Source organism: Pseudomonas sp. CF161, assembly GCF_000416215.1.
In the GTDB taxonomy this organism is placed as follows: Bacteria; Pseudomonadota; Gammaproteobacteria; order Pseudomonadales; family Pseudomonadaceae; genus Aquipseudomonas.
Genome location: NZ_ATLP01000083.1, coordinates 86,313 through 108,243, shown reverse-complemented (window position 1 = coordinate 108,243; position 21,931 = coordinate 86,313). Strand labels below are relative to the sequence as shown.

At 57.6% G+C, this 21,931-nt stretch carries 16 protein-coding genes, 1 pseudogene and 1 riboswitch; of the genes and pseudogenes, 7 read left to right on the top strand and 10 right to left on the bottom strand.

Going from position 1 to position 21,931, the window contains the following annotated elements:
* Positions 1-97: 97 nt before the first annotated feature.
* Positions 98-295, bottom strand: a pseudogene (locus CF161_RS33660) (HAMP domain-containing protein); the annotation flags it as partial.
* Positions 296-1,656: 1,361 nt separating this feature from the next.
* Between CF161_RS33660 and CF161_RS15780 the strand changes: the two are divergent.
* A complete protein-coding gene (locus CF161_RS15780; protein ID WP_020297603.1) occupies positions 1,657-2,481 on the top strand; it encodes a M48 family metallopeptidase in 825 nt (274 codons plus the stop codon).
* A 114-nt stretch (positions 2,482-2,595) separates the two neighbouring features.
* Here CF161_RS15780 and CF161_RS15775 read toward each other — a convergent pair whose 3' ends face one another.
* From CF161_RS15775 to CF161_RS15765, 3 genes are all read right to left on the bottom strand, one after another.
* Entirely contained in the window at positions 2,596-3,180 is a 585-nt protein-coding gene (locus CF161_RS15775) for a TMEM165/GDT1 family protein (RefSeq protein ID WP_020297602.1), read from the bottom strand.
* Positions 3,181-3,269: 89 nt separating this feature from the next.
* Positions 3,270-3,391: riboswitch (yybP-ykoY riboswitch) on the bottom strand.
* A gap of 51 nt (positions 3,392-3,442) precedes the next feature.
* The gene (locus tag CF161_RS15770) at positions 3,443-4,441 is read right to left on the bottom strand and encodes a class I SAM-dependent methyltransferase (protein ID WP_020297601.1); all 999 of its coding nucleotides are present in this window, start codon (positions 4,439-4,441) and stop codon (positions 3,443-3,445) included.
* Between the two features lie 32 nt (positions 4,442-4,473).
* Positions 4,474-5,439: a 2-hydroxyacid dehydrogenase gene (locus CF161_RS15765; RefSeq protein ID WP_020297600.1), complete on the bottom strand. Its 966-nt coding sequence runs from the start codon at positions 5,437-5,439 to the stop codon at positions 4,474-4,476.
* Between the two features lie 82 nt (positions 5,440-5,521).
* Here CF161_RS15765 and CF161_RS15760 point away from each other — a divergent pair, with 82 nt between their 5' ends.
* From CF161_RS15760 to CF161_RS15735, 6 genes are all read left to right on the top strand, one after another.
* Entirely contained in the window at positions 5,522-6,151 is a 630-nt protein-coding gene (locus CF161_RS15760) for a LysE family translocator (protein ID WP_020297599.1), read from the top strand.
* A 167-nt stretch (positions 6,152-6,318) separates the two neighbouring features.
* Entirely contained in the window at positions 6,319-8,001 is a 1,683-nt protein-coding gene (locus CF161_RS15755; protein ID WP_020297598.1) for a fatty acid--CoA ligase, read from the top strand.
* A 334-nt stretch (positions 8,002-8,335) separates the two neighbouring features.
* The gene (locus tag CF161_RS15750; RefSeq protein ID WP_020297597.1) at positions 8,336-10,225 is read left to right on the top strand and encodes a DUF1302 domain-containing protein; all 1,890 of its coding nucleotides are present in this window, start codon (positions 8,336-8,338) and stop codon (positions 10,223-10,225) included.
* Between the two features lie 30 nt (positions 10,226-10,255).
* A complete protein-coding gene (locus CF161_RS15745) occupies positions 10,256-11,620 on the top strand; it encodes a DUF1329 domain-containing protein (protein ID WP_020297596.1) in 1,365 nt (454 codons plus the stop codon).
* A 312-nt stretch (positions 11,621-11,932) separates the two neighbouring features.
* Positions 11,933-14,674, top strand: coding sequence for a LuxR C-terminal-related transcriptional regulator (locus CF161_RS15740; protein ID WP_020297595.1), 2,742 nt, complete (start codon positions 11,933-11,935; stop codon positions 14,672-14,674).
* Positions 14,675-14,915: 241 nt separating this feature from the next.
* Positions 14,916-15,416: a methylated-DNA--[protein]-cysteine S-methyltransferase gene (locus tag CF161_RS15735; protein ID WP_020297594.1), complete on the top strand. Its 501-nt coding sequence runs from the start codon at positions 14,916-14,918 to the stop codon at positions 15,414-15,416.
* A gap of 65 nt (positions 15,417-15,481) precedes the next feature.
* Here CF161_RS15735 and wecB read toward each other — a convergent pair whose 3' ends face one another.
* The 6 genes from wecB to CF161_RS32845 form a co-directional block, all read right to left on the bottom strand.
* Complete coding sequence (gene wecB, locus CF161_RS15730; protein ID WP_020297593.1) at positions 15,482-16,609, bottom strand: non-hydrolyzing UDP-N-acetylglucosamine 2-epimerase; 1,128 nt, start codon at positions 16,607-16,609, stop codon at positions 15,482-15,484.
* Entirely contained in the window at positions 16,602-17,612 is a 1,011-nt protein-coding gene (locus CF161_RS15725) for a nucleoside-diphosphate sugar epimerase/dehydratase (RefSeq protein ID WP_020297592.1), read from the bottom strand. The genes wecB and CF161_RS15725 overlap by 8 nt, the downstream gene beginning before the upstream one ends.
* Before the next feature lie 84 nt (positions 17,613-17,696).
* Positions 17,697-18,554, bottom strand: coding sequence for an SDR family oxidoreductase (locus tag CF161_RS15720; protein ID WP_020297591.1), 858 nt, complete (start codon positions 18,552-18,554; stop codon positions 17,697-17,699).
* A gap of 1 nt (position 18,555) precedes the next feature.
* Positions 18,556-19,773 carry a glycosyltransferase family 4 protein gene (locus tag CF161_RS15715; protein ID WP_020297590.1) on the bottom strand — a complete coding sequence of 406 codons (1,218 nt, stop codon included), beginning with the start codon at positions 19,771-19,773 and terminating at the stop codon, positions 18,556-18,558.
* Between the two features lie 14 nt (positions 19,774-19,787).
* Positions 19,788-20,987 carry a glycosyltransferase gene (locus CF161_RS15710; RefSeq protein ID WP_156882693.1) on the bottom strand — a complete coding sequence of 400 codons (1,200 nt, stop codon included), beginning with the start codon at positions 20,985-20,987 and terminating at the stop codon, positions 19,788-19,790.
* The gene (locus tag CF161_RS32845) at positions 20,977-21,930 is read right to left on the bottom strand and encodes a hypothetical protein (RefSeq protein ID WP_156882692.1); all 954 of its coding nucleotides are present in this window, start codon (positions 21,928-21,930) and stop codon (positions 20,977-20,979) included. Before CF161_RS32845 ends, CF161_RS15710 begins: the two co-directional genes overlap by 11 nt.
* Position 21,931: the final 1 nt, after the last annotated feature.

The following is a 21,931-nucleotide window of genomic DNA, read 5'->3' as shown; positions in this document are numbered from 1 at the left end:
CCTGATTGGTGCGGATGGCGATATCGGCGGTGTGCTCCGAGGAGTCGCTGACACTCTGCACCGAGCTCACCACCTGGGTGATCATCGCCTGCAACTTGGCCAGGAAGGTATTGAAGCCCTTGGCGATCGAGCCCAGTTCGTCGACCCGATCGCTGCTCAGGCGGCGAGTCAGGTCGCCTTCGCCCTGGGCGATATCGTCAAGCATGGCCACCATCTGCTTCAGCGGGCGGGCGATTTCGCGCCCAACCAGCCAGATCACCAGCAGGCCGATGCCGGCCACCAGCAGGCCAACCATCGCCATGCCGAAGGTATCGGCCTGGCGTTGCGCAGCCAGATCGTTCTGCAGTTTTTGCAGGTCGGCCATTACCGCGTCCAGGGGCAGGTGCAGCATCAGGGTCCATTGGGCATCGGTCTGGCCAATGCCAAAGGGCAGGTAGACTTCGATTTCGTTGCCGGCCTGGTCGACGCTGTAGGCCACTTCCCCGCGCTTGAGGTGGTTCAGCCTGGCCAGCTTGTCGCCTTGCAGGATGCTGCTGACCGGCTCGCCGAATTTGCCCGAGTCCCGGGTATAGGCCACCAGCCGCCCGTTGCCGCCGATCAGGGCCATTTCCCCGGCGCCGTTATAAAGCGTGTGGTTCGCCGCCAGGAGCATGTCCTGGATGAAGTTCACCGAGAGGTCGGCGCCGACGATGCCCTGGAACGCGCCGTTGAGCAGGATCGGTTGAATGAAGGAGGCGAGCATCACCACCTTGTCCCCGACCTTATAGGGCGCCGGATCGATCACGCAGGGCTTTTTGCTTTCCTTGGAGCACAGGTAGTACTCGCTGGCACGGACGCCGGTGGAGAGCAGTTTCTGGTCGTCGACGTCTGCCAGTTTGTCCAGGCCCAGGCTGCCGTCTTCATTGCGGAACCACCAGGGCAGGAAGCGGCCGTTGGCGGCGTCGATCCCCACCACCTGGGAGCCGACGTAGGCCGCGTCGTTCTGGTCGATGGCGTTTTTTTCCCAGCCGACGTAGGCGCCGAGAATTTTCGGGTTCTGCGCGACGTTTTCCTTGATCAGGCCAATCAACTGTTCGCGACTCAGGCTCAACTGGGTCGCGCCCTGGCTGCCCGGGTTGCCCATCATGGCGTTGACCCGCACCAGGCCGCTGGCAATCAGCAATGGCGCTTCCAGTTCACGCTGGATCTGACTGGCCTGGTTCTGGGCCAGTGTGCTCAGGCGCTGCTCGATAACCTGCTCGAACTGGGCCTGGGTGCGGGCTTGCACCATGTCCTGGGTCCGGGCGCCGGCGAACAGTGCGTACAGCACCAGGGCCGCAACCACGCTGAGGACGATGGCGCCGGCCAGGGCGGCCACGGAAAACTGGATCGACTTGAATTTCATAGGGGCTCCGGTCGCAGGAATGGCGTCTGCCGTGCTGTATCGGCAGGCTCTGCAATGGCCATTAGCGTTGATTGCGCAAATGACCGTTTTCGATCGGCGCGAGTCGCACATGAATACGACACGTCAGTGCCTGGCCTGGGGCGGGGGCTTGATGAATTATTTCTTACGGTCGTCGGGATGTATCTTGAACAGCGCATTTAGATGTCATTTGCATCTAGCGTCGATACCCGTCACCCCCTACGATACGCGCCATGTTTTCAGGGAGCGTTTTCATGATGAAGTCGAAGAAGTCATTGCTTGCATGTGCACTGGGTACCAGCCTGCTGCTCGGTGGTTGTCAGGCCGTGAACACCACCAGCGGCGGCGCCGTGGGTGTCGATCGCAAGCAGTACATGTTCAGCATGCTGTCGAGCGATGAGGTCAACCAGTCCTATGCCCAGGACTACCAGCAGACGCTGGGCGATGCGAGCAACAAGGGCATGCTCGACAAAACCAGCGCCACCGCCAAGCGCGTGCAGAGGATTGCCGACCGCCTGGTCGCCCAGGCCCCGACCTTCCGCCCGGATTGCGCGGCGTGGAAGTGGGAAGTCAACCTGATCAAGAGTGATGAACTCAACGCCAACTGCGGTCCTGGCGGCAAGATCATTTTCTACACCGGCCTGATCGACAAGCTGCAACTGACCGACGATGAAATCGCCGCGGTGATGGGCCATGAAATCGCCCACGCCCTGCGCGAGCACGGCCGTGAAGCCATGTCCAAGGCCTACGGTGTGGGGGCGTTGAAGCAGATCGCCTTGCTGGCGGGTGCACCACAGGGCGCAGTGGCCCTGAGTGATAACGGGGTGAACCTGTTGATGACCTTACCCAACAGCCGCGACAACGAAAACGAAGCGGACCTGATCGGCCTGGAGTTGGCGGCCCGTGCCGGCTACAACCCGAACGCGGCGATCAGCCTGTGGAACAAGATGAGCAAGGCGTCGGAAGGCGCGCCGCCGGAATTCCTCAGCACTCACCCGGCGTCCACTAGCCGGATCAGCTCGTTGCAGGCGGCAATCCCCAAGGTCATGCCGTTGTATCAGCAAGCCAAGAAGTCCTGATGGCCTGGCGTCACGTCCTGTGACGCCAACCCCGGCAACACCGGCCTGTGCATGATTGCGCAGCGGCCGGCTCGCCGACGATGAAGGCGCTCCAGGCGCCTCCCTCCGTTTTGCTTACACCCACCCGCTGCTTTGCATGGCCTTGTACACCGCAACCAGGGCCAGGACGAAGAACGCCGATGCCGCCAGGCGACGGATCAGGGTCAGGGGCAGTTTGTCTGCCGCGAAGTTGCCGGCCAGTACCACCGGTACGTTGGCGATCAGCATGCCCAGGGTGGTGCCGATGATGACCAGCCACAGTTCAGGGTACTGCGCCGCGAGCATGACCGTGGCGATCTGAGTCTTGTCACCGATTTCCGCGAGGAAGAACGCAATCAGGGTGGTCAGGAACGGCCCGAACTTGCGTGCGGTGCTGGCTTCGTCTTCGTCCATTTTGTCGGGAACCAGGGTCCACAAGGCCGTGGCGGCAAAGCTGGCGGCGAGGATCCAGTGCAGGGTGACGTCGGAGAAGAAGCTGCCGAACCAGGCACCCACCGCACCGGCGGCCGCATGGTTGGCCAGGGTCGCGGCGACGATACCGGCGATGATCGGCCAGGGTTTGCGAAAGCGCGCGGCGAGAATCAGGGCGAGCAGCTGCGTCTTGTCGCCGATTTCGGCCAAGGCAACGACTGCGGTAGGAACGAGTAGAGAATCCAGCATCAGGTTTTTCCTAAGGGGCGGGTCGACACGGCTATGACACGTACAGCCTCCCCGCCCCGGGTAAGGTGTTCGTGTCATAGGTCTTGTCAAACCCTGCGGTCCGTCTGTGCGGACTCTTGGGTCGCATGCGCCATGGTCTGTTGACCAAGTATGTTGACGCATGCCGGACGAGCGTGGCGCTCGTGGGAGACTACTCCCCTAGGACGGAGCGGATTCTGCCTAGGCAAAATCCATTCGGCAAGCCTTCTTTTGCAAAAGCCGGTTACCCGCGCTTGGCCCGGTAAATGCGAAAACCCTGGCCTTCGGCCTTGATCGAACACGGCCCCAGATGTTCTTCGATCAGCGGCTGGTAACGCAGGAAGCTATTGGCAACCAGCCGAAGTTCGCCGCCGTTTTTCAGATGTTTGGCTGCTTTTTTCAGCAAGTTTTCGGTGGCGTGATAATCGGTGTGAACCCCGACATGGAAGGGCGGGTTGCTCAGGATGGCGTTCAAACCCATGGGCGCGGCGTCGATTCCGTCGCCGGTCAGGACCTCTGCGTCCAGGCCATTGGCAGCCAGGGTCAAACGACTGCTGGCGGCGGCGAAGGCATCGACGTCGAGCAGCGTCACGCTGTTATGTGGGTAGCGGCGCTTGACCGCCGCCCCCAGGACCCCGGCGCCACAGCCGAAGTCCAGCAGGTGGCCGCTGGGCAGTTTGTCCAGATGCTCCAGCAACAGTGCGCTGCCGCGATCCAGCCGGCCGTGGCTGAATACGCCGGGCAGGCTGATGACTTTGAGCGGGCCTTCGGCCAGGGGCAATTCGTATTCCTGGGCCAGGCTTTCCAGGGTTACCGCCTCGGGGGCATTGGCGACTGTGACTTGCCACAGCTGGCAATGCCGCGCGCTGTCGAGCTTGCGTGGTTTGCCGAAGGGGTTGAGTTGCTTGGCCGCGCCTTCGATACCGCTGCGCTTTTCACCCACCAGGTACAGTTCGCGCCCCGCCAGGCGCGAGGCCAGGGCATTGAGCAGGTAGTCGGTCAGGTCCTTGGATTTGGGCAGAAACAGCACGGCGCTTTCGAACCCCCGCTGCGGCGCATCCACCCCGAAATGGCTGCGCTCGGTAAAACGAGCGTCGAGCGCCGCCTGGTCACCGGCATGCCAGCACCAGCCATGGGCATTGGGCAGCCGACCCAGCAAGTCGTCGGCGGGCAGGCCCGCCAGCAGCAGCGAACCTTGAAACAATTCAGCCTGGCGAAGCAGTACTTCACTGCGCGGATCCATAACCTGCTCCTTGAAAAAAGTGGCGCAGTTTATCAACTGACGACCCGCAGCGCTGTACCGCTGAAAAAGCCCCGGGCATTTTCCGTCAATTGGCCGACGATGCGCTGGCGCGCCTCGCGGCTGCCCCAGGCGATATGCGGGGTGACGATCAGCCGTGGAATGTCGGCGGCCAGCAGCGGGTTGCCGGCCACGGGCGGTTCGACACTCAGCACGTCGGTGGCGGCACCGCCCAGGTGGCCGCGGCGCAGGGCATCGGCCAGGGCTTGCTCGTCGATCAGGCCACCGCGTGCGGTGTTGACCACAAAGGCGTTGGGTTTGAGCAGGGCCAGCTCGCGGGCGCCGATAAAGTGGCGGGTGTGCTCATTGAGCGGGCAGTGCAGGGTCAGGGCGTCGATTTGCGGCAGCAGCTCATCCAGCGGCAGGCGATCGGCGCGGGGCGGGCGGCCAGGCAACTGACCAAGCAGCACGCGCATGCCAAAGGCTTCGGCCAGGCGCGCCACGGCGCTGCCGAGTTCGCCATGCCCGAGCAGGCCCAGGGTTTTGCCTTCGAGTTCGACAATCGGGTAATCGAGCAGGCAGAACTGTTTGGCGTGTTGCCAGCGTCCTTCGCCCACGGCTTTTTGATAGTCGCCCAGGCGGGTGGCCAGGTTGAGCAGCAGCATCAGTGTGTGCTGGGCCACCGATGGCGTGCCGTAACCCTGGCAGTTGCTGACGGTAATGCCCTGGGCCCGGGCCGCGGCGAGGTCGACGTTATTGGTGCCCGTGGCGGCAATCAGGATCAGTTTCAGGTCAGGGCAGGCGGCGAGGGTCTTGGCGTCCAGCAGGACCTTGTTGCTGATGGCCACCTCGGCGCCCTGCAGGTGTTCGATGACCTGGTCGGGGGCGCTGGTGGCGCACAGCTGCAGGTCGCTGAAGCTGTCGCGCAGTTCGCCAAGATCAAGGTCGCCGAGGTCGAGGGAGGTGGAGTCAAGGAATACGGCGCGGCGCTGGTTAGTCATCAACTGTACCTTTTGCACTAGGGGTCTGAAGGCGTAATCTGCCGAGCCTAACAGATGAAATAATTAGAAACACGGGAGCCCCATGTACCTGACAGAGTTCTTGACCGTTGCCCTTATCCACCTGCTTGCCGTGGCCAGTCCAGGCCCGGACTTTGCCGTAGTGGTCCGCGAGAGCGTGACCCACGGCCGTCGCGCCGGAACCTGGACGGCGCTGGGGGTGGGCACCGCGATTTTCCTGCATGTGGGTTATTCGCTGCTGGGGATCGGCCTGATCGTGTCGCAGTCGATCGTGCTGTTCAACGCATTGAAATGGCTGGCGGCGGCCTACCTGCTGTACATCGGCTTCAAGGCGCTGCGCGCCAAACCGGCCGCCCCGGCCACGGAAAACCTGCACCATGAAGCTGGCGAGCGCACGGCCCGCGGGGCCTTCACTTCCGGCTTTGTGACCAACGGCCTGAACCCCAAGGCGACGCTGTTTTTCCTGTCCTTATTCACCGTGGTGATCAACCCGCACACGCCCCTGGCGATCCAGGCCGGTTACGGTGTGTACCTGGCGGCGGCAACGGCGTTCTGGTTCTGCCTGGTGGCCATGCTGTTCAGCCAGCAACGGGTGCGCGCCGGTTTTGCGCGCATGGGCCACTGGTTTGACCGGACCATGGGTGCGGTGCTGATCGCCATCGGCGTGAAGCTGGCCTTTACCGAAATGCACTGATTCAAAGAACAGATCACGAAATATCCCTTCTGACCGAGCAAATACTGGCGTAACGCTAGTATTTGCTTGGCTCTGCAAATCATTCCTTTGGCTGATTTGGTTGCTGCGCTCTCGCTCTAGAGTGGGCATTCTTCAGTTACGACCGGGCAGTCAGAAAAGGGATTCTTATGTTGCAGACTCGCGTGATTCCACCAGCCGAAGGCGCTTACCAATACCCGTTGCTGATCAAGCGGCTGCTGATGTCCGGCAGTCGCTACGAGAAAACCCGGGAGATCGTCTACCGCGACCAACTGCGTTACACCTACCCGACCCTTACCGAGAGGGTCGCGCGCCTGGCCAATGTGCTGACGGAGGCCGGGGTCAAGGCCGGCGATACGGTGGCGGTGATGGATTGGGACAGCCATCGCTACCTGGAATGCATGTTCGCCATTCCAATGATCGGTGCGGTGATCCACACCATCAACGTGCGCCTCTCGCCAGAACAGATTCTCTACACCATGAACCATGCCGTGGACCGCGTGGTACTGGTCAACAGCGAGTTCGTCGGCCTGTACCAGGGCATTGCCGGGCAACTGACCACAGTGGAGAAAACCCTGCTGCTGACCGATGGCCCGGAGAAAACCGCCGAGCTGCCGAACCTGCTGGGCGAGTACGAACAGTTGCTGGCCGCCGCCAGCCCGCAGTATCCGTTCGAAGACTTCGACGAAAACTCGGTCGCCACCACCTTCTACACCACGGGCACCACCGGTAATCCCAAGGGTGTGTACTTCACCCACCGTCAGCTGGTGCTGCACACCATGGGGGTCGCGACCACCATGGGCTGCATCGACAGCGTACGCTTGCTGGGCACCAATGATGTGTACATGCCCATCACCCCGATGTTCCACGTGCACGCCTGGGGCCTGCCGTATGTAGCCACCATGCTTGGGCTCAAACAGGTCTACCCCGGGCGTTATGACCCCGAGTACCTGGTGGAGCTGTGGCGCAAGGAAAAGGTCACGTTCTCCCATTGCGTGCCGACCATCCTGCAGATGCTGCTCAATGCCAAGGCGGCCCAGGGCACGGATTTCGACGGCTGGAAAATCGTGATTGGCGGCAGCTCGCTGAACCGCGCCCTGTACGAAGCCGCCAAGGCCAAGGGCATCCAGCTGACGGCCGCCTACGGCATGTCTGAAACCGGTCCGTTGGTGGCCTGCGCTCACCTCAATGATGAGCTGATGGCAGGCACCGAAGACGAACGCACCACCTACCGCATCAAGGCCGGGGTGCCGGGACCCTTGGTGGAAGCGGCGATTATCGACGGTGATGGCAACTTCCTGCCGGCCGATGGCGAGTCCCAGGGCGAACTGGTACTGCGCGCGCCATGGCTGACCGAAGGCTATTTCAACGAGCCGCAGAAGGGCGCCGAGCTCTGGGAGGGCGGCTGGCTGCATACCGGCGATGTCGCGACCCTGGACAGCATGGGCGTGATCGACATTCGCGACCGGATCAAGGACGTGATCAAGACCGGGGGCGAATGGATTTCCTCCCTCGACCTTGAAGACCTGATCAGCCGGCACGTGGCGGTACGTGAAGTAGCAGTGGTGGGTATCGCCGATCCGCAATGGGGCGAGCGCCCGTTTGCCTTGCTGGTGATCCGTGAGGGCCACGTGATCGGGGCCAAGGAGCTCAAGGAGCATCTCAAGCCATTCGTGGAATTGGGGCACCTGAGCAAGTGGGCCATCCCCAGCCAGATCGCCCTTGTTACTGAAATTCCCAAGACCAGTGTTGGCAAGCTCGACAAGAAGCGCATTCGCATCGACATCAGCGAATGGCAGGCCAGCAACAGCACCTTTCTCTCGACCCTCTAAGCCCCCTCTGCGCGCCCGAAAGGGCGCGCCAGACGCCCCCAAGCAAGCGCTTGCCTTGTGAAATCCGAATTTTCAGCCATCCTTGCCCCCGCCAGTGTCCGCTGGCATGGCAAAGGACTGTTCTAGTGCGGTTGGATGGTGCAAATCACACTTTAGAGGGATCTAGCAGTACTACCTGCTGGATATAGTCCGTCCACGGATTTTTAAGAACGGAGCAAGCACGCGAGATACCGCGCTGCCACCTTGAACGATCTAGGGAGCCGAGCTTCTGTTTGTTCGGGACGTTTTTAGAAGTGCTCACTGCCATAACAATAATGCACATGGAGTAGCGTCGATGACATCAGTAAACCAGTTCTGGCGCCGGGCAAAACTGCCCCTGGCCGTCGGTCTCGCCTCTACGCTCGCCGGACCCGCATTCGGCGTCAGTTTCAACATTGGTGAAATCGAAGGCAGCTTCGATTCGTCCCTGTCGGTGGGGGCCAGTTGGTCGACCGCCGGGCGTAATAAGGACCTGATCGGGGTCAACAACGGCGGCAAGGGCCTGTCCCAGACCACCGATGATGGCCACTTGAACTTCAACAAGGGTCAGACCTTCTCGAAGATTTTCAAGGGTATCCATGACCTGGAGTTGAAGTACGGCGATACCGGTGTGTTTGTCCGTGGCAAGTACTGGTATGACTTCAAGCTCCAGGACGAAGACCTGGACTTCAAGAACGTCAGCAATGACAACCGTAAAGAGGGCGCCAAGTCTTCCGGTGGGCAGATTCTCGACGCCTTCATCTATCACAACTACTCCATTGCCGATGAGCCGGGCTCCGTGCGTTTCGGCAAGCAGGTGGTGAGCTGGGGTGAAAGTACCTTCATCGGTGGCGGCATCAACTCGATCAACCCGATCGATGTGTCGGCGTTCCGCCGGCCCGGTGCCGAGGTCAAGGAAGGCCTGATTCCGGTCAACATGTTCTACATCTCTCAGAACCTGACCGAGAACCTGTCGGCCGAAGCCTTCTACCAGCTGGAGTGGGACCAGACTGTTACCGACAACTGCGGGACTTTCTTCTCGCAGCCGGACAACATTTCCGATGGCTGTGACGACAACCTGCGACTGCTGGCCAAGCGTTCGACCATCGCCGCCACTGCGCCGGGTCGCGCAGCCCTGGCCGCGATGCAGGCACGTGGTGTCGACGTCAACGAAGAAGGCACGCTGGTACGCCGCAGTGGCGACCGCGATGCCCGTGACAGCGGCCAGTTCGGTGCGGCGTTCCACTACAACTTCGAACCGCTGGACACCGAGTTCGGCGCCTACTTCATGAATTACCACAGCCGTGCGCCGATTTTCAGTGCCACGGCAGCGCCTCAGTCGGCATACAACATCGCCGGCGGCTTCGGCACATTGGCGCCGGTATGGATCGCCGGTAACTCGAAGTACTTCGTTGAGTATCCGGAAGACATTCGCCTGTATGGCTTGAGTTTCTCCACCACTCTGCCTACAGGGACTGCCTGGAGTGGTGAAATCAGCTACCGGCCGAATGCGCCTGTGCAACTCAACTCCACCGATATCCTCTATTCCGCTGTTCGGCCTTTGGGAGGGGCGTTCTCCAATGCTTCCCTGCTCAGTGGCGTCGCCGGGCAGGACCTCAATGGCTACCGCCGCAAGGAAATCACTCAGTTCCAGACCACCTTCACCCACTTCTTCGACCAGGTTATGGGCGCCAGTCGTCTGACTCTGGTGGGTGAGCTGGGGGTTACCCACGTCGGTGGTCTTGAGAGCAAGTCGGATGTCCGTTATGGACGTGATCCAGTGTTTGGTCCTGGCGCCTTGCCAGCCACCGGCGGGCAAAACACCTGTCGCGCTCTTAACTCCACCACCATTGCCGGCGCAGGTCCTGGTGCTGATGCCAGCAATCTCACCACCAACTGCAACAACGACGGCTTCACCACCGCCACCTCCTGGGGCTACCGCGGCCGCGCCATCTGGGAATACCCGGATGTGTTCGCCGGTGTGAACCTCAAGCCGAACGTGGCCTGGTCCCATGACGTCAAGGGTTACTCGCCAGGTCCTGGCGGCAACTTCGAAGAAGGTCGCAAGGCCATCAGCCTGGGCCTGGACGCTGAGTACCAGAACACCTACACCGCGAGCCTGGCTTACACCAACTTCTTCGGTGGCGACTACAGCACCGTGGATGACCGGGACTTCCTCGCGTTGAGCGTTGGCGTGAACTTCTAAGCACACTGCATTTTCAGGAAGAACAACACTATGAAAATCACCAAAAGTCTGTTGCACGTCGGTGTGCTTGGACTGTCTCTGCTGGCGACCAGCGTCATGGCCGCAGTCTCGGCCGATGAAGCTGCCAAGCTGGGTACTACCCTGACGCCGATGGGCGCGGAGATGGCCGGCAACGCTGCCGGCACCATTCCGGCCTGGAAGCCGATGCCGACCAACGCCGGCACCGTGGACAGCAAAGGTTTCCTGTCCAACCCCTATGCCAGCGAACAGCCGCAATTCACCATCACCGCGCAGAACGTCGAGCAGTACAAGGACAAGCTGGCGCCCGGGCAGTACGCGATGTTCAAGCGTTACCCGGAAACCTTCAAGATGCCGGTGTACCCGTCCCATCGCGGCGCAACCGTGCCGGCTGATGTGTTCGCCGCCATCAAGGAAAACGCCACCAAGACCAACCTGGTCAGCGGTGGCAACGGCCTGGAAAACTTCAAGACCGCCATACCGTTCCCGATTCCGAAAAGCGGCGTGGAAGTCATCTGGAACCACATCACCCGCTATCGCGGTGGCAGCGTAACTCGCCTGGTCACCCAGGCCACGCCCCAGGCCAACGGCTCGTTCAGCCTGGTGTACTTCCAGGACCAGTTCGTATTCCGCGACAAGATGAAGGACTACGACCCCGCCAACCCGGGCAACATCCTGTTCTACTTCAAGCAGAAAGTGACCGCCCCGGCGCGTCTGGCCGGTGGTGTGCTGCTGGTCCACGAAACCCTCGACCAGGTGAAGGAGCCGCGTTCGGCTTGGGTCTATAACGCGGGTCAGCGTCGCGTGCGCCGTGCACCGCAAGTGTCCTATGACGGCCCGGGTACCGCGGCGGACGGCCTGCGTACCTCCGACAACCTGGACATGTACAACGGTGCGCCGGATCGCTACGACTGGAAGCTCGAAGGCAAGAAAGAACTCTACATCGCCTCCGACAGCTACAAGCTCGACTCGCCGACCCTCAAGTACACCGACATCATCAAGGCCGGCCACATCAACCAGGACCTGACTCGCTACGAGCTGCGCCGGGTCTGGCATGTGGTCGCGACCCTGAAGGAAGGTCAGCGTCACATCTACGCCAAACGTGACTTCTACATCGACGAAGACACTTGGCAGGCCGCGGTCATCGACCACTACGACGGTCGTGGTCAGCTGTGGCGTGTGGCCGAGGCGCATGCCGAGAACTACTACGACAAGCAAGTGCCGTGGTACGCCGTGGAAACCCTCTACGACCTGCAGTCCGGCCGCTATCTGGCACTGGGCATGAAGAACGAAGAGAAACAGGCTTATGACTTCGGTTTCACTGCCACCACCAGCGACTTCACCCCAGCTGCATTGCGTCAGGACGGTGTTCGCTAATCTGCTGTAAATAGAGGCCGCATCCTCGTTAAACGCCCCGACTGGTTCGGGGCGTTTTTTTTGCTTAAAAAAGACGTGGGGCGGCCCTCTGCTTGAAGGCGAATCCCTAAGTAAATAAGGGTTACTCTCAGTTTTTTCAGATATTTCTCTTGATCAATAAGAGGGTGCCGTCATGGATTTCAGATGCATCCAGACATTCAGTAGATGGCCTTTTTGTATGTATTTGTAGCAATAATCTTCAACAGGCGGCCTTTTACCGCTAGTCTGCGGACATCTGCAATGCCGACAACAGCACTTCAATAAGAGTTGGCTATGACTGACCTGTCCCGCATTCAAGGGCCTGCCGACGCGATGATTCCCGCGCTGGAGGGGCGCTTTTATCGACCACCCTTGCCCGACGGCCATATTCTGCGGCCGCGTTTGTGCGAGCGACTGAGTGCGGGCCTGAATGGGCGATTGCTGCTGGTCAGCGCCCCGGCCGGTTTCGGTAAAAGCTCGCTGGCGGTGGAGTTCTGTCAGAGCCTGCCGCCGCATTGGCAAAGCTTGTGGCTGGGGCTGAGCCGGCGCGACAACGACCCGGGGCGGTTCCTCGAGCGTCTGCTCGAAGGCTTGCAGCTGTACTTTCCGCAGTTGGGCAGCCAGTCCCTGGGCCAGCTGAAAATGCGCCAGCGTCATCAACCCTTCGCCTTTGAGGAATGGCTCGACGGCTTGCTCGATGAATTGGCCGCTCACCTTTCCCTCAGCGCGCCGCTGTTGCTGGTCCTCGACGATTACCACCTGGCCCAGGGCCCGGTGCTGGATCGTTGCCTGCAGTTTTTCCTCAATCACCTGCCCGATGGCCTGTTGGTGCTGGTCACCAGTCGCCAGCGCCCGGACTGGCACCTGGCGCGCTTGCGCCTGTCACGACAACTGCTCGAGTTGCATGAGCAAGACCTGCGTTTGACCCATGATGAATCCCTGGCGCTGCTGGATCGCCACAGCAGCTCGCTGCGCGGTGAGGCGCTGGAGCGCGTGATCCAGCGCAGTGAGGGTTGGGTCGCCGGGTTGCGTTTCTGGCTGTTGGCAGCGTCCGAGGCGGGCAGCGACAGCACCCTGCCCAAGGGGCTGCACGGTGGGGAAGGGCTGATTCGCGACTACTTGCTGGAAGAAGTCATCGACTGCCTGCCCGCCGAGGTCCAGGCGTTTCTGTATGACACGGCGCCCCAGGAGCGCTTTTGCAGCGAATTATGTGATGCGCTGCGTGAGTCCCATGACAGCGCGGAGATCCTGCGTTACCTGCAGGCGCATCAGGTATTCCTGGTGCCGCTGGATGAACACGGCCACTGGTATCGCTACCACCATTTATTTTCCGACTTGCTGCGCAGCCGCCCCAGGACCAACGCGGTGCTGCCGGCCGCCAGTCTGCACTTGCGCGCCTGCCGCTGGTTCAACGCCCAGGGCCTGCTGGATGAAGCGGTGGAGCAGGCCTTGCGCGCCGGACACCTGGATGTCGCGGCGAACCTGGTGCAGAACCTTTCCGAAGAACAGCTGCTGGCCGAGCAGAACGTCGGCATGTTGCTGCGCTGGAAGATGGACTTGCCGGACAGCCTGCTGGTCAGTACGCCGCGCCTGATCGTGCTCTACAGCTGGGCGCTGGGCCTGGCGTGCCAGCTGGATGCCGCGCAGGAGCTGGCGGAGAACTTGAGTCGCTTCCTGCCGGCGCCGTCTGCCACCGCCCAGAAGTCGATGCTGGCCCAGTGGTTGGCGCTGAGCGGAATCATCGCCCGTGGCCGTGGCGACCGAGAATTGACCCTGGCCTATTGCACCGAAGCTCTGGAAAGCCTGCCGCACAAACGCTACGGGCAACGTTTGATGTGCCTGTCGACCCTCTCCAACCTGGCGATTGCCGACGCGGACTTGTGGCGGGCCCGTGGGCTCAACCGCGAGTCCCTGGAGCTGGCACAGCGGGTCGGCAACCCGCTGTTCGAGGCCTTGGCCCATTACGACCGGGCGCGGGTACTGCAGGCGCGGGGAGAGGTGCTGCGCGCGCTGGATGAGGTGCGCCAGGGGCAGCAGCGGCTGCTCGGGCTGTCGGCACGACGGCTGTACGCGGTGCGTGCTCGCCTGACGCTGTATGAAGGGTATTTGCTGACTCTGCGCGGGCAGCACCAGACGGGCATGGCGCGTTTGCGTGGCGGCCTGATTGAAGCGCGGGCCTGTCGAGATATCAGCGTGCTGATCGGCCACTGCGTGATTGCCAATCAGGAAGGGCATAACGGCCGGTTCGCCGAGGCCTTTGCGGAACTGGCCGAGGCCGAACGCCTGATGCACATCTGGGATGTGCCGCCCATCTATTACCTGGCGATGATCACCCTGGTGAAGTGCGAACTCTGGTTGGCCCAGGGCCGTACCGACCTGGCCCAGGCCTGGCTGGCACGCTTGGGGCAGACCTACACCGGCGAGCAGGCCGCTGCGCCGCCGGAGTTTCATCCCCAGCTGCCGCTGCATATCGAGTTGCAGCAGGCGTTGCTGGACACCATCCAGGGCCAGCCGGCGCAGGCCGAAAAACGTCTGGATGCCCTGATCGAACATGGGCGACAGACCGGTCGGCAATTGTTGAACGTGATGGCATTGAACCAGAAGATCGGCCTGTTACTTGGTCTGGGGCGTGAACCTGAAGCCCGTCAGGCCTTTGCCCAGGCCCTGGAATCCGCCGTGGGCGGAGCGTTGCAGCCCTTTGAATGGCTGGTTCGCGAGCACCCGCAATGGATGCGCGAACAGCTGCTGCATGGGGGGCAGTCGCCGTTGCAGCAAGCCCTGCTTGAACAGTTACCGGCGCCGGTCAGTCGCGAGCCCGTCGAGCCTGTGACCCATCACACCGAGACCTTGAGCTCTCGCGAACTGGCGGTCCTGCAATTGATTGCCCAGGGCTGCTCGAATCAGGAAATCAGCGAGCGGCTGTTTATCTCCCTGCACACGGTAAAAACCCACGCCAGCCATATCAACAGCAAGCTCGGGGTAGAGCGCCGAACCCAGGCAGTGGCCAGGGCACAGGAAATCGGTCTGCTCGGATAAAAGCCTTGATTGCTGCGCCTTGTCTTGACCTGAAACAGCAACCGAAACGGCAATCGACCTCTCGCCAGCGCTGGGGGGGCGCCTGATTGCCGGTGCCCTGAAAGTGCGCCGCGTCTGTCAGGCATTCAATCGCAAGAAACGTAGTTCTTGCGATTGAACCGGCAATTAAAGTGGATGCGTACCGTTACAAAGGCGAAGATCGGCCCCCACCGATCTACCCGAATGGATCAAGGAGGCACCCATGTCTTATGTCTACACCAGAATGAGCTCGCCCGTCGGCCAGTTGACCCTGATCGCACGGGCCTCAAAGCTCTGCGCCATCCTGTGGGAGAACGAAAAACTCAACCGCGTGCGCCTGGGCCCGTTGCAGGAAATCCGCGACGAGCCGGTGTTGTTGGAAGCGCAGCGTCAACTCAACGAGTACTTCGCCGGCAACCGTGAGCAGTTTGAACTGGACCTGGACTTTGCCGGCACTCCCTTCCAGTGCAAGGTCTGGCAAGCCCTGCTGACCATCCCTTTCGGTGAAACCCGCAGTTACAGCCAAATCGCCACCCAAGTCGGCAGCCCCAAGGCGGTTCGCGCCGTAGGCGCCGCCAATGGCAAGAACCCGATCTCAATCGTCGCCCCTTGCCACCGAGTGATAGGCGCCTCCGGCAGCCTTACCGGCTTTGCTGGAGGGCTTGAGGCCAAGCAACTCCTGCTGACGCTGGAGGGGAGGGGGACGTTGCCGTTGGATTTTTGAGAGGGCATGGAGGAGGCGCTGACTGTCGCCTGTTGGAGTAGGCAACAGTCAGCGTTAGAGGCGTATTAGGCTTTGCGCCAAACGGTACGGTTGATGTAGTCCGTATAGCTAAGCACGACTCGCACCACCTGTTGCGATACAGGGCCGCCCTGATAGTCGGGAACCAGGGGGATCACACGCTGCTCGCGATCATGCTGGCTGGTAATCACCCGAACTGCTGCCAATACAGATGCTTTGTCGAGAGCGCTCATAATCAGCGTCCCTTCATCCATCCCTTCTGGGCGCTCATGGGCATTACGCAAGGTAACGGCCGGCAGGTTGAGCAACGAGGCCTCCTCGGTAACGGTGCCGCTATCGGACAATACGCAGAAGGCCGACATCTGAAGCTTGATGTAGTCGAGCAGTCCAAAAGGCTTTACGAAGCGAATCAGCGGGTGATCCAAGGATTCACCCAGCGCCTCTAGACGTATACGGGTACGTGGGTGTGTTGACACGATCAGTGGGTGGCCATACTCGTCGGCCAGAGCTCGCAGGCTCGCCAACAAGTCACGCAGGTTGTCCGGGGTATCGACGTTCTCTTCACGGTGAGCACTGACAATAAAAAACTTGCCTTCTTCAAGGCCACTGCGTTCGAGCACATTGGACTGCAGGATCTTGGGCATGTAGTAGTCCAGAACCTCCTGCATGTGCGACCCGGTCTTTATGATGGTTTCCGGGCGGATACCCTCGGCAATCAGATAGCGCCGGGCGTGCTCGGTCAACACCATGTTTATATCGGACAGGTGATCCAGCACCTTGCGGTTGAGCTCTTCCGGAACGCGCTGATCGAAACAGCGGTTGCCTGCTTCCATGTGGAAGACAGGGATTTTGCGACGCTTGGCGGCAATTACCGCAAGGCAAGTATTGGTATCGCCATAGAGCAACAGGGCGTCGGGCTTTTCCAGCTCGAAGACTTGATCCGCTTTGGCGATAACTTCTGCGATGGTCTGCGCCGCTGTTTCGCCCGCTGCGCCCAGGAAGTAATCCGGCTTGCGAATTTCCAGATCGTCAAAAAACACCTGGTTGAGCTCGTAGTCGTAGTTCTGCCCAGAATGCACCAGGACGTGATTGACCTGTTTATCCATCTCAGCAATAACTCGGCTCATCTTGATCAGCTCTGGGCGTGTACCGACAAGGGTCATGACCTTAAGCATTTAGCTGTTCCTTGATGTAGTCGAGTTTAAGCAGTAACTGTTTGATACCCGGTACGTCCAGGCGTTCGGTGTTATGTGATGTGTAGTCGTCTAGTTCGGAGATCTTTTCCTCACCTTCGACGAAGTACTTCTTGTAGTTCAGGTCACGGTTATCGGCGGGGATGCGATAGTACCGTCCCATGTCTTCGGCCTTGGCCATTTCCTCACGCGATACCAGCGACTCATAGAGCTTCTCGCCATGACGGGTACCGATTACACGTACCGGGCTGGTCTTGGCAAACAGTTCCTTGAGCGCTTGAGCCAGTTCGCCAACAGTTGAGGCCGGCGCTTTCTGTACGAACAGATCACCCTGCTGACCATGCTCGAAGGCATGAAGTACTAGATCGACTGAGTCCTCCAGCGACATCAGGAAACGCGTCATCTCTGGGTCCGTCACCGTGAGCGGCTCGCCTTTGCGTAGTTGATCGACGAACAGGGGGATGACTGAACCGCGGGATGCCATGACGTTGCCGTAGCGAGTGGCGCAAACCACCGTGCCCCCTTCCGGGATCATGCGAGACTTGGCGACCATCAGTTTTTCAGCCATGGCTTTGGAGATGCCCATGGCGTTGATCGGGTAAACAGCCTTATCGGTACTGAGGACCACTACCCGTTTGACGCCGCAGGCAATCGCCGCATTCAGAACGTTCTCAGTGCCATGCACATTGGTACGTACTGCTTCCATCGGATAGAACTCGCAAGAAGGAACTTGCTTGAGCGCGGCCGCATGGAAAATGTAATCCACGCCCACCATGGCCTGCCTCAGGCTGTCAGGGTCACGGACATCACCGATGTAGAACTTGACCTTGTCATTCGCCAAGGCGATGCGCATGTCTTCCTGTTTTTTTTCGTCACGAGAGAAAATACGGATTTCACGCACATCGGAATTGAGAAAGCGCCGCAACACCGTATGACCAAATGAGCCGGTGCCACCGGTGATCATCAATACCTTGTCGTTGAACATAGAACCTTCCAAATCGTATACAACCCAGCAATGGGTCAGGAAAAATATCGGCAAAAGCCCAGTGCAAGTAAGAGGTCGCTTCCCTTAATGGGGGGCATGCATCCGCGCGATCAGCTCAGGCCATGGCGCTGCGATGTACCCAGTAGCCTCGCGAAAACGATTGCCATTGAGCGAACGGTCGATAACCAGAGCATCATCGGGCGTGATGTCGATCTGCTTCTCATACTCTTGAGCTACCAGTCGCAACAGCTCCAACTTGTTGATTGGGGCTGCGGCCACATGATACAGCCCACAGAGTTGCGGGTGTGGTAGAACGTAATCCTTGATCACTTGCGCCAGCTCTACCGTTGGCAAGCCCGAAAAGATGGCTCTGGAAAAGCCTTTGACGCTACCTTGTTGCGATAGAAACCAGTCTACCAAGGAGTGGTTGGAACTCAATTCGTGACCAATGATAGAAGTGCGCAGGGTTATAGCATGGGCCAGATCATGCAGTTCGCCGATGTACTTGGACTTGCCATAAAGATCTTCTGCATCGGATGTCTGGGATTCAAGATACCCACCCTCACGGCCAGAAAATACGCAGTCTGTGCTGATCTGGACCAACCGCGCTCCTACTAAGTCACACAGGCGAGCAAGACGATGCGGCAACATTGCATTGATGGGCAGGGCTGTCAGAGGATCCTTGGCATCTGCCAATTGCTTGATCAGGCCAACGCAGTTGATGACGATTTGTGGACGCACTTTTGACATCACTGCAGCCAATGCGTCCTGATCAAGTACATCAATACCTACAACCATTCGCGCTTGAGCGACCTGTGGGAAATGACGTAGCGCCGAAGCGCTGCGTAACGTCCCCCAGACCTCATGTTGACTATCTTCATTAAATACATTAAAGACTGCATGACCCAACATGCCGGTGACACCCAGAACCAATACTTTCATTTCAAACTGCCTTCTTTTTGGGATCACGACCGAGTAACTCCACCAGATTGGCAACTTGGCGACTCATATCGAAATGCTCGTCGAAGTATGCACGCCCTGATTCGCCCATCGCAGTACGTTCTGTTGTCGTCATCTCTTTCATTCGACGGATATTAGCCACCAGAGACTCAACGTTCTCGGCCGGCGACGTTAGCCCTGCACCCGCCTCAAGCACGACTCGTGCGCCTTCTCCGTTGATGCTGGCGATGATCGGGCGCCCGGCGGCGAGATAAGCCTGGATCTTACTGGGGACGGTCTGCGCGAAAATAGCCTCGTCATTGAGCGAGACCAGTAGGGCTGAAGCTCGCTCGAATATTGGCGACATGGCGTCCATTGGAAAGCGTCCAGGTAAGACCAAATTTTCCAACTGATGTGAAAGGCGTTGCTGTTCAAGCCATTCCAGTCGGCTACCGCTCCCGATGAGCACCAAGCGAATGGAAGGATCGTTGCGCAACTCTATGGCGGCTTGCACGAGCATATCGAGACTTTGCGCGGTACCTAGATTACCGGCGAATACTACGCAAAAGTGGCTATCGAGCAGTTCCTTTAGAAAGTCTGATACCGCAGCCACGGGCGAAGGCCGTGCGTCGAAAGAATTTGGGAAGTACACGATTTTCTGTCGTTTGGCGTAGTGGGTCACTGGATCTATAAAGGCACGAGACTGAACAAGCAATAGATCGCAACCGCTGTAGATTCCCTTGACCAACCCACCCACGACTTTGAGTACGTGCCGGTTTTTGATAAAACCGGTAGCAGCAAGGCTCTCCGGCCACAAGTCTTGGACCCACAATGTGAGCTTTGCCTTTTTTAACCATTTGAGAAAAATGGCGGGGATGGCTTGGGTGATTGGAGACGGTGCGAAAACCAGAATGGCATCGAACTCGCGTTTACGCAGCAACCAAGGAAGTAATATCAGCCCAGCGACGACGAACGAAAAGTAGTTAAGAACAAGATTGATTGCTCCTCCATGGCCACGTGGCCATAAGGGAACACGTATTACTTCGACCTTCTCCAGGTACATTTCCCGCTGCATGCCCCGAGCGGAATATCCGTCGAATATCTTGCCATCTGGGTAGTTTGGTTTACCTGTGGCTACAGTAACCTTGTGCCCTTGCTCTACAAGCTCAGTGACGATGTTATTAATAATAAAACTTTCAGGATAAAAATACTGGCTGAGCATCAATATTCGCACTTCTACTCCCCGCGACTTCTAATTGCTGAAAAAAATAATTCTTTATTGGCCTCAACAGCAGACTGATCTGTCAGCTTTACGATTGCGTTTTTATAAACGACCTTCCGCTGAGCCTCTCGCTCCTGAATGGTAAACTGAGCAAAATGATCAATCGTCTCCGCAAATGCAGAGGGGGCAACCAGCGGTAAATCCCAGCCTAAACCGTCTTGCTCTAGATTTCGCCAAGGTGTTTGGTCACTAAGCAAAACTGGCGTGCCAACGCTTATTGCTTCGGCGATAACATGGCCATAATTTTCACCGCGAGTAGGAAAGAAAAATAAATCGTATTTTGCAAATGTGGATTTTACCTGTTTTGGCAGAATACTCCCGCAATAGTTGACCATAATATTGTCGGGCAGTTCTTTTATCAGTAAGTCACAGGCTGCCCAATAGGCAGGGTCTTCTTTGGGTCCATAGATGTCGAATACAATAGGCGTCTTCACTGCGCTCAGGACTGCCAGTGCATAGTCCAAATTCTTCATGGGGGAAATTCGGGATAAAAAGACAAGCTTTAGTTGTTGCCTCGGTGGTAGTTGTGCTCTGCTCTTAATCGACTGGAAGAAAAAAATAGGGTCAGTTTGTGCCGGTAAATCCATTGCGATAATCGTATCTTCCTCAGCCCAAGGTAAAACCTGGAGGAGGTCATATTTTTCATACGCGCTTGATACTTGAAATGTTACATCTTTATATAACCAAGAGAAAAATGACAGATAAATTCGTTTCTTGAGTTTCTTTAGGCGCAGAGCCTCTGGCGAAAACTCGCCGCGGGGAGCAACTATCACTGCCTTGCTTGCTGACTTAATTGTTTTGCAAGCCAGCAATGATTTCATCGTAAAGACAGGGTCGAAAAAGCTATTGAGGTAGACCACCTCATGAGGGGTCGATTGAAGAATCTTAATCATTCCCCACACTGTGCATTGATCAGGAGACATGTAAAAGACATTTGCATGACCCACTTGCTGCCATGTGTTGGTGGTGACCTGTGGGTAGGCCTCAGAGTCATCAAGGTCCCGGTCCCGCGTAATAATCCAAAACTCGAAGACGTCGCTTAGATTATCGACCATATTGGATATAGTACGTAAAGGGCCGCCGGCCTTAAAACCTGGAAAGTAATAACTGACAAACGTGATAATACGGATTTTCTTTTGCAAATTAGGCACCATAAAAACCATCTCCGTACTCTATTATGCGGTCAATAAATAATAAACCTTTCGCAAGAAAATAAACCCCCGTAGTCAGTACGCCGACATTTAAGCCTCGGTTAACTTGAAGTGCATAATACATGAAAAATATGTATGAGAAAATTACCAAGCGCTCATCCCCTACAAAGTATGCGGCTATTAACAATGGTAGGTATATAAATAAAGGAAGAATTTTGTTTTTCGAATAATATGTGGCTAAAATTAAAAAAACTATTGGTTTTAGAAGTGCATGGAAGCCGCCATCAAAAATTCGATCTGTACCGGTATAGGCATTTAGTTTCGTTGTGATATGGTCCCCCAGAAGGGTAAAAACAGTGAGGGAAAATACAGCCACTGTAATTAAGCTAATTAGTAAGCTAGTCTTTAGATGTCCACGTAGAAGAGAGGATAGGTCCGTACTTAACTTTGATATTGTTTGTGCGGAAAGTAACATCAAAATCTGAACGTGAGAAAAGATTGCGGAAAGCCAAAATAAAAAACTTTTCCTCCCTGTAGATCTGAAGGCGAGCATACAAAAAATAATCGAGAGTTTTAGTCTCTCGGCAGAGAATAAAAGTATTAACAAATAGAAATTAAAGAATAGAAGAAATAAAACAACAGGTGAAGTGTTTTTTTCTAAAAGAAGCTTGGCAAAAATATAACCCAAAAAAGCATTTGTAAGCGAGATTAAAAAATCTTTTTTTAGAAGCTCGGAAAATAAGTATACATATACATAATATCCTATTTCCTTAGAGCCTAAAGCCTCATTGTAGTAATGAAAGCCATCAATAAAGCCATAGTCAGGGAGGTTTTCATAGAATGCCCTATAATGAAGTTGGTCTCCTGATGTGTAGTAAGGTAATAAGCTGATGCTTAATAAAAAAACAGCCATTGAGAAAAAAAAAGCTAAAGCATCTTTTTGCATA

Excerpts from the sequence above, each read along its gene's own strand:
- CF161_RS15780 (WP_020297603.1), top strand. The coding sequence starts at position 1,657 with ATGATGAAGTCGAAGAAGTCATTGCTTGCATGTGCACTGGGTACCAGC.
- CF161_RS15775 (WP_020297602.1), bottom strand. The coding sequence starts at position 3,180 with ATGCTGGATTCTCTACTCGTTCCTACCGCAGTCGTTGCCTTGGCCGAA.
- CF161_RS15770 (WP_020297601.1), bottom strand. The coding sequence starts at position 4,441 with ATGGATCCGCGCAGTGAAGTACTGCTTCGCCAGGCTGAATTGTTTCAA.
- CF161_RS15765 (WP_020297600.1), bottom strand. The coding sequence starts at position 5,439 with ATGACTAACCAGCGCCGCGCCGTATTCCTTGACTCCACCTCCCTCGAC.
- CF161_RS15760 (WP_020297599.1), top strand. The coding sequence starts at position 5,522 with ATGTACCTGACAGAGTTCTTGACCGTTGCCCTTATCCACCTGCTTGCC.
- CF161_RS15755 (WP_020297598.1), top strand. The coding sequence starts at position 6,319 with ATGTTGCAGACTCGCGTGATTCCACCAGCCGAAGGCGCTTACCAATAC.
- CF161_RS15750 (WP_020297597.1), top strand. The coding sequence starts at position 8,336 with ATGACATCAGTAAACCAGTTCTGGCGCCGGGCAAAACTGCCCCTGGCC.
- CF161_RS15745 (WP_020297596.1), top strand. The coding sequence starts at position 10,256 with ATGAAAATCACCAAAAGTCTGTTGCACGTCGGTGTGCTTGGACTGTCT.
- CF161_RS15740 (WP_020297595.1), top strand. The coding sequence starts at position 11,933 with ATGACTGACCTGTCCCGCATTCAAGGGCCTGCCGACGCGATGATTCCC.
- CF161_RS15735 (WP_020297594.1), top strand. The coding sequence starts at position 14,916 with ATGTCTTATGTCTACACCAGAATGAGCTCGCCCGTCGGCCAGTTGACC.
- wecB (WP_020297593.1), bottom strand. The coding sequence starts at position 16,609 with ATGCTTAAGGTCATGACCCTTGTCGGTACACGCCCAGAGCTGATCAAG.
- CF161_RS15725 (WP_020297592.1), bottom strand. The coding sequence starts at position 17,612 with ATGTTCAACGACAAGGTATTGATGATCACCGGTGGCACCGGCTCATTT.
- CF161_RS15720 (WP_020297591.1), bottom strand. The coding sequence starts at position 18,554 with ATGAAAGTATTGGTTCTGGGTGTCACCGGCATGTTGGGTCATGCAGTC.
- CF161_RS15715 (WP_020297590.1), bottom strand. The coding sequence starts at position 19,773 with ATGCTCAGCCAGTATTTTTATCCTGAAAGTTTTATTATTAATAACATC.
- CF161_RS15710 (WP_156882693.1), bottom strand. The coding sequence starts at position 20,987 with ATGGTGCCTAATTTGCAAAAGAAAATCCGTATTATCACGTTTGTCAGT.
- CF161_RS32845 (WP_156882692.1), bottom strand. The coding sequence starts at position 21,930 with ATGCAAAAAGATGCTTTAGCTTTTTTTTTCTCAATGGCTGTTTTTTTA.